The sequence below is a fragment of the Paenibacillus sp. P4_E11 genome (assembly GCF_056401635.1).
In genome coordinates this window covers 1-6,095 of the sequence record NZ_JBFUIX010000175.1, presented here as the reverse complement: position 1 = coordinate 6,095, position 6,095 = coordinate 1, and the positions used below count along the sequence as shown (strand labels likewise).

Genomic DNA, 6,095 nt, shown 5'->3' with positions numbered 1-6,095 from the left:
GACAGCGTCACTACCGCCCGAACAGCGACCTATTCAATATACCACAGTTGCCCACTTCATTGCAAGAACTATTTTTCTTCGTCCTCTCGGCCGTCGAACTGTGTCGACTGCTCTTTAAGGGGCGAGAATTAATTTATCATATCCGGACAAACAAAGTCAAGCATAATCTCAAAGTTGGAATAGTCAAAAGGTTGTACACAATATCAAGCTTGCTTTCGAAGCTGAACATCTCCTATAGAAACATGAAACGCCTAGCCAGGGATATGCCCCAGCTAAGCGTTCTAACCTTCCGTATAAGCCGTATATCGGAGCTCCAACATGAGGGACTCGTCTGCAGAAACGGCCACCTCGCGTATGAGCTGCTTGCGCGACATCTTCGTTATTAACATAGGGAGCTCCAAGTTCAACTCTCTCAATTCTGCTTCCGCTGCCAACTCTCGCAAACTCCACGGCTCTTGCCTACTCTTGATTACATGGAGCAGAATCGAGCAGCAGCTCTCCATCTTCGACATAACGGAGAACTCGCAGGCCAAGACGACAAGCCGAACCCTCTGCTCCAAAGTTTCATCGTTAGAAGAAAGCTCTTCATACAGTTTGTATACTCCGGGGTTAATCTTACGAACTTGCGCCCACACCAGAACCTCGGGGTGAATGCCCTCTTCGATGATGACAATTCGCGCCCAGTGACATAGCGCCTCCAGAACATTACTGTAAGCATCCAACAGATGGCCATCCTGCAAGTATTGCTTGCTCTGCTGATAACTCCGCAAAAAAAGCGAAAATTCGATTTGCAGCTTCTGTTGGCGCAATTCAGGAGGATATTCCATTAGCTTGTGCCTTAAACCTTCCATGTACAAATGGGGATCCATCACAATCTCTCCTTGTAACATCCACTGGATAACGCTTCTGGCCGCACTATTCACAATCCCCTGTTCCAATTGAGCAGGGTTCAAGCAACGTTCTTGTATACGGAATCCGTCTTTACTATAATGGGATAGGGTGCTCGCCTCATCGTCTTGTTCTCGTACGATCAATACGAGTCCATCTGATCCGTCCACAAGCGGACTATAGGGAGCCGGATTCGGTACGAGTAGAACGCCGATCAGCTTGCTGTCTTGTTCAAACCGGAATCGAATGTGTTCCTTAATGGACTCCATGTCTTACCTCCGACGATATACACTGGCGATAGGGATGTCCTAATTTAATTCTACACAAGGGATCGGTTTCCTGCCTCAACATATGGACAAATATGAAAACCGGACTGACCGGGAAAAGAGGATGACTTATGTTTTTCAAATCAAGCAAGATTAACGAATTCAGATTGTGGGGGCTGCTGCTAACGATGGGCGGTATGGCTGTCATGATCGTAGGGTTGGCCGGGATCGTCTTCGACTGGGGGAAGGCCGGCAAAATTATCGCTGCTATATTCATGGTTCTAGGCATGATCGTGATGCTAGGGAGCGTCGCCATTTACTTCTGGGCAGGTATGCTGTCTACTAGCGCCATCTCGCTGGATTGCCCCGAATGCGGTAGACGCACCAAGATGTTAGGCAAGACCGATCGCTGCATGTTTTGCAAAACAAAGCTAACGTTCGACCCAGCTTACGCCAATGAACCGAATGGTACATCAGAAACCTCATCTTCTTCATCGTAAAGAATACGTAGACAACAAGAAAACCTGGCCKGTTCATCGGCCAGGTTTTCTTGTTACGTAATCACGGCTTAGCTTCCAACGTTTTCTTAATCAAATCCCAGATCGCAGGCACTTCATACCCTCGCCTCCAGGAACCGACTCCGGCCAAATCATATTTTTTCACAAGCTCGATCCGGGCTTTCATGGAAACCTCATCTTCCAACCATATCTTAATCAACGAGTCTCCATCCTTATACTCCACATATTGCTGTCCGATTTCCGGCAGAAATACGGGCGTCAGGTTCTTGTCCTTAACGGTCGCGTTGGCGGTATCCATAAATACGGCTCGGGACGTTACCGACGTTTTACCGTCTTTCGTTTGCTCCGTCCAGATTCGGGTATAATAAGGAACACCAAGAATAAGCTTGCTCGCAGGCACCTTATCTTCCTTCATGATCTGCACGATCGATTTCTCCACCCACGGCAGCGAAGACACCGAACCCGCAATCGGACTGCTCGCCCAGTGTTCGTCATAAGCCATAACCATCATGTAATCCACGGTCTCACTAAGTGCCTGGCGGTCATAGAACATCGACCAATTCTCACTTGTCGACTTCACGGTCACATCGATGGATACAACAAGCCCTTGCTCATGCAGCATAGGTGTCATTTCCCTTACGAATTGGGTCAAGTTCGCCTTATCCTTCAAGTTCACATTCTCAAAATCAATATTGATGCCCTGCAGCTTGTAGAGTTGGGCGAATGAAAGCAGTTGCTTAATCATCTTCAACCGCTTGTCATAAGTAGCCAGCGCTTCTGTCGTAATCTTGGGATCGAAATTGTTGTCGAACAAGGCCCATACTTGCAAATTGTTGGCCTGTGCCCACTTCACATAAGCAGCGTCGGCTTGATTCTTAATATTGCCTTCTCCGTCCATCAAATGAAACCATGTCGGGCTAATCACATTCAGACCAGGCATCGGCGCGATCTGCGCTGTATTCGGATTCTTGGTCACGACCTGCTCCCAAGTCAAATTCACTTTGCCGCCAAGCGGCTTCCAAGGGACAAATGCCGTCGCTTGCTTGGAAAGCGGGACGGTTTCGATATGATCGAGTGCTACGCTCTTCTTCTGCACGTAGCCCGTAATTCCGTTCTTACGCTGCACATGGTACCAGTTATCCTGCTCGGACAAGATTACCACTTGCTCTTGGGGCTGCAAATCGGCAACGATTGGAAATTTGATTCCTACTGATTGTCGCATCGGAATAATCTGACCGGATTTGCGGCCTGAGGCTTGTACATTCCCCCATTGAATGGTATCCCCGGCCTGGTATATCATGACTACACCCGTCTCCTCGGACTCGCGGATGTCCAGGCCATAATATTCCCGTAAGGAATCAATTGGCAAGTAGATGCGACTCTCTGCCTTCTCAACCGGAAACCGAAGCGTGAATGCCTTTTCATTCATCATACCTGTCAAATTATTCGTCTTCAGCCGAACCACTTTATCCTTCGTTGTAATAATGACCGATTCAGAGGTTGCCTCATATAGTAGGGTCGAATCGACTTTATCCTGAACGAGCGAGAGCGGCAGCTTCAAGTTCTCCTTGCTCCCAAGTGCTTCTTCTTTCCAAATCGCGCCTTGATAAAAGATCGGCTTCTTCATATTGTTCAGATCCGGACTAACATGCTCTTGATTCGGGTAATATACAGAAAACCAATAATACGTCCCTGCTGCAGATATAAGTGCTATAAGAAATAAAAACATAAAGGCCCATAATCGAAAACCACTCCGCTTAGGGCGTTGCGGCTTATCATTCGCTGTAAGCTCCATAGTTCCCCTCCCGTAATCTCCACGGTTACCCAAAAGAAAAGACGCACCCGAATCCTCTCCTGTTGGGGAAGAAGCCGGATGCGTCTAGTATATTGGAATTGCTCCAATTGAACGATTGAAAATAATGTCAATGCGTTCGGGCGCAGGCGGGACATAGCCCGTGCACTTCTAACCGGTGTCCTCTGACCTGGAATCCGGTCTCTCTCGCAGCAGTATCTTCCACCTCATGCAGTGGAGGATGCTCGAAATCGACGATAACTCCACATTGATCACAAATGGCATGATAATGATCCGACATATCCGAATCGAATCGGCTGGAGTCGTCCCCATAAGTCAGTTCGCGAATAAGACCCGAATCAATGAACACCCTAAGGTTGTTATAGACGGTCGCTACGCTCATGCTGGGAAAACGGTCTCCTAACGCTTTGTAGATGTCATCGGCAGTCGGATGCGACATGGAATCCAACAAATAGCCAAGAATGGCATGTCTTTGAGGGGTCATTCGGACACCGGTCATTTTAAGTTTATCTAATGCATGTTCGAAACGGGTTGTCATCGACGTTCACCACCACAAATTTTGTTTGATTATGCCAGCTTCTTTATATATTACGGTCGCGTCGTTGTTTTTGTCAATCTGCCCTTTGAAACGAAATGCTTGAGTTGGATGTATTTACTTTGATTTTGTACTGGCCTGTGCCGATTTTCCCCTCAATTCTCTTCTCAGAAACGTTTAACGGGAGGTTAGTGGTCACACTGCCTCCGCGACCGTCCACTTCATAATTACCATCGGCAGGTAGTTTCGTTTCGATTCGTCCATTACTCGTTTCCAAGTTCCAATCTCCGCCTACCTTGTGACTGGCAACCGAGATTGATCCGTTGGATGTTTCCACTTGAACAGCTTCAGTCACTTCTGTAACGGCTACTCTACCATTTGTCGTGCGCGTGGTTAGTTTTCCAGATACCCGGTCTACCGTTACAGAAGAGTTAGAGGTCTTGATCTCGACATCGCCCGTAATATCCTGAGCGGTCACCGAGCCGTTCGTCGTTGTCAGCTGTACCTTGCCCTTGATCGCAGTTGCTTTCACTGAACCGTTGCTCGTATGTGCGATCAGCTTGCCCTGCAGATCCGATAAGGTGATGCTGCCATTCGTGGTATCGACTTCCAGCTCGTCATCGATCGGAAGCTTGGCGGCTTCAATTTTACCATTCAGTCCCTTGAGTAACCAATTGAGCTTCTCCTGCTCTGGGACAGTTACCACGAGTTGGATAGTAGGCTTACGGGCAAACCGATTAATATCGCTTTTGCTGGTAATAACTAGTGTATCCCCTGCGGTATAGTCAATATGTGTCGCGTCCGCTACTTCTTGTGCCCCGCTCTCATCGCTTAGATTGACCCAGACGGTCCGCTGAATCTCGATCTGCTTCACGCTGCCTGTCTGTACAATGATGCTGCCATACGGATTGTCGATTGTTACTTTGTCCGTCTTCTCGGCAATCGGAATAGTGGTGGTTCCCATCTCAAACTTCTTGCCCAGCTCTCCCTTGACAAGCGATTCCCAGTTCACGCCATTGAACCACTGGGTGGGAATCCATCTCGACTGCGTTACACCAACTACGCCAATCACGATCACAACTGCGATCAACACACCGCCTATATCCAATTTCAGCTGACGGTCACTCTTCTGATACTTCAAGTTTACCCACAAGTACTCGACACCCAATAAGATCATGATAAGCGGCCACCAATCCAGCACGTAGCCCAAATAATTCGTATCCGCCATCTGATCGAACAGCAGCAAACCTCCTACTACAACGAGGATAAGCGCCGATGTAATTCTCCCCACTTTGATCATAAGGAATATATCCCCCTTCACCAATTGCCAAGCAACGGTCTATTATTTGTTGTTGTTCTTCCGTAAAAATAAGTAGCCGCCAATCAAGATGAGAATGAGTGCCCCCACATAGGAGCCCATCGTGCTCACAAGTTCGGTCATCCAAGCTGGCTTATGGCTCAATAGGAAGAACAACGCACCTACCCCAATTAACAACCACCCTGCCCGATTCCCACGTGTTAACGACTGCAGGGGATCTCCTTGGCTGCTGCCAAAAAATTCATTCGGTTCGCCGAATATGGAGTAGCGCTGATTGTTGATCCGGTCGGTTAGCTGCAGGGCATCGAATATAGTGAAGAAGTAAATGACAGGCAACAGCAAGGAAAACAGCGTGATGAGCGGAATGCTCACATTCATGCTGATGGAGAGCTGGACAATGGCGAAGATGTCCAGAATAATAGCGAGCATGATCATGATCCCTCGCTGCATCTGTCCCAAATAAAAGTGCCCGATACCCGGAACGAAAAAAGACAATAATCCGGCTACAAACTTGCGTTTGGGAGGAATAGGCTGCTGATTGAACGGATAGGGCGATCCCATTGGAGGTAGGTGTTGATGACCGTTCCAATGGTTGTTGAAATCGTGTTCTCCCGTGTTGGTCGGTTGAACGGGAGCTTGTGGTTGTTTGTCTTGATCCGTCATGGTCTTTCCTCCTAAGACTAATATTGATTTTCCTATAACACCCTCATAGAGGCTGTCGATTAACTGTGGACAAGAGGAGTGGAAAGTGAAAAAG

The 6,095-nt window shown here is 47.9% G+C and carries 6 protein-coding genes; 1 reads left to right on the top strand and 5 read right to left on the bottom strand.

Features of this window, described 5'->3' with window-relative positions; all coding sequences use genetic code 11:
* Window positions 1-281 precede the first annotated feature (281 nt).
* Window positions 282-1,157, bottom strand: a complete 876-nt coding sequence (locus AC1DWB_RS30435) for a nucleotidyltransferase-like protein (RefSeq protein WP_477544845.1) — start codon at window positions 1,155-1,157, stop codon at window positions 282-284.
* A 128-nt stretch (window positions 1,158-1,285) separates the two neighbouring features.
* On the opposite strand from AC1DWB_RS30435, the gene AC1DWB_RS30430 reads away from it, so the two are divergent.
* Window positions 1,286-1,654, top strand: a complete 369-nt coding sequence (locus tag AC1DWB_RS30430; RefSeq protein ID WP_477544844.1) for a DUF2614 family zinc ribbon-containing protein — start codon at window positions 1,286-1,288, stop codon at window positions 1,652-1,654.
* A gap of 61 nt (window positions 1,655-1,715) precedes the next feature.
* On the opposite strand, the gene AC1DWB_RS30425 is transcribed toward AC1DWB_RS30430, so the two are convergent.
* The 4 genes from AC1DWB_RS30425 to AC1DWB_RS30410 form a co-directional block, all read right to left on the bottom strand.
* On the bottom strand, window positions 1,716-3,467 hold the full coding sequence (locus AC1DWB_RS30425) for a glycosyl hydrolase family 18 protein (RefSeq protein WP_477544843.1): 1,752 nt from the start codon (window positions 3,465-3,467) through the stop codon (window positions 1,716-1,718).
* A gap of 127 nt (window positions 3,468-3,594) precedes the next feature.
* Entirely contained in the window at window positions 3,595-4,023 is a 429-nt protein-coding gene (gene perR / locus AC1DWB_RS30420; RefSeq protein WP_477544842.1) for a peroxide-responsive transcriptional repressor PerR, read from the bottom strand.
* Window positions 4,024-4,096: 73 nt separating this feature from the next.
* Window positions 4,097-5,320, bottom strand: coding sequence for a DUF4097 family beta strand repeat-containing protein (locus AC1DWB_RS30415; RefSeq protein ID WP_477544841.1), 1,224 nt, complete (start codon window positions 5,318-5,320; stop codon window positions 4,097-4,099).
* 42 nt (window positions 5,321-5,362) lie between these two features.
* The gene (locus AC1DWB_RS30410) at window positions 5,363-6,001 is read right to left on the bottom strand and encodes a DUF6677 family protein (RefSeq protein WP_477544840.1); all 639 of its coding nucleotides are present in this window, start codon (window positions 5,999-6,001) and stop codon (window positions 5,363-5,365) included.
* Window positions 6,002-6,095 lie beyond the last annotated feature (94 nt).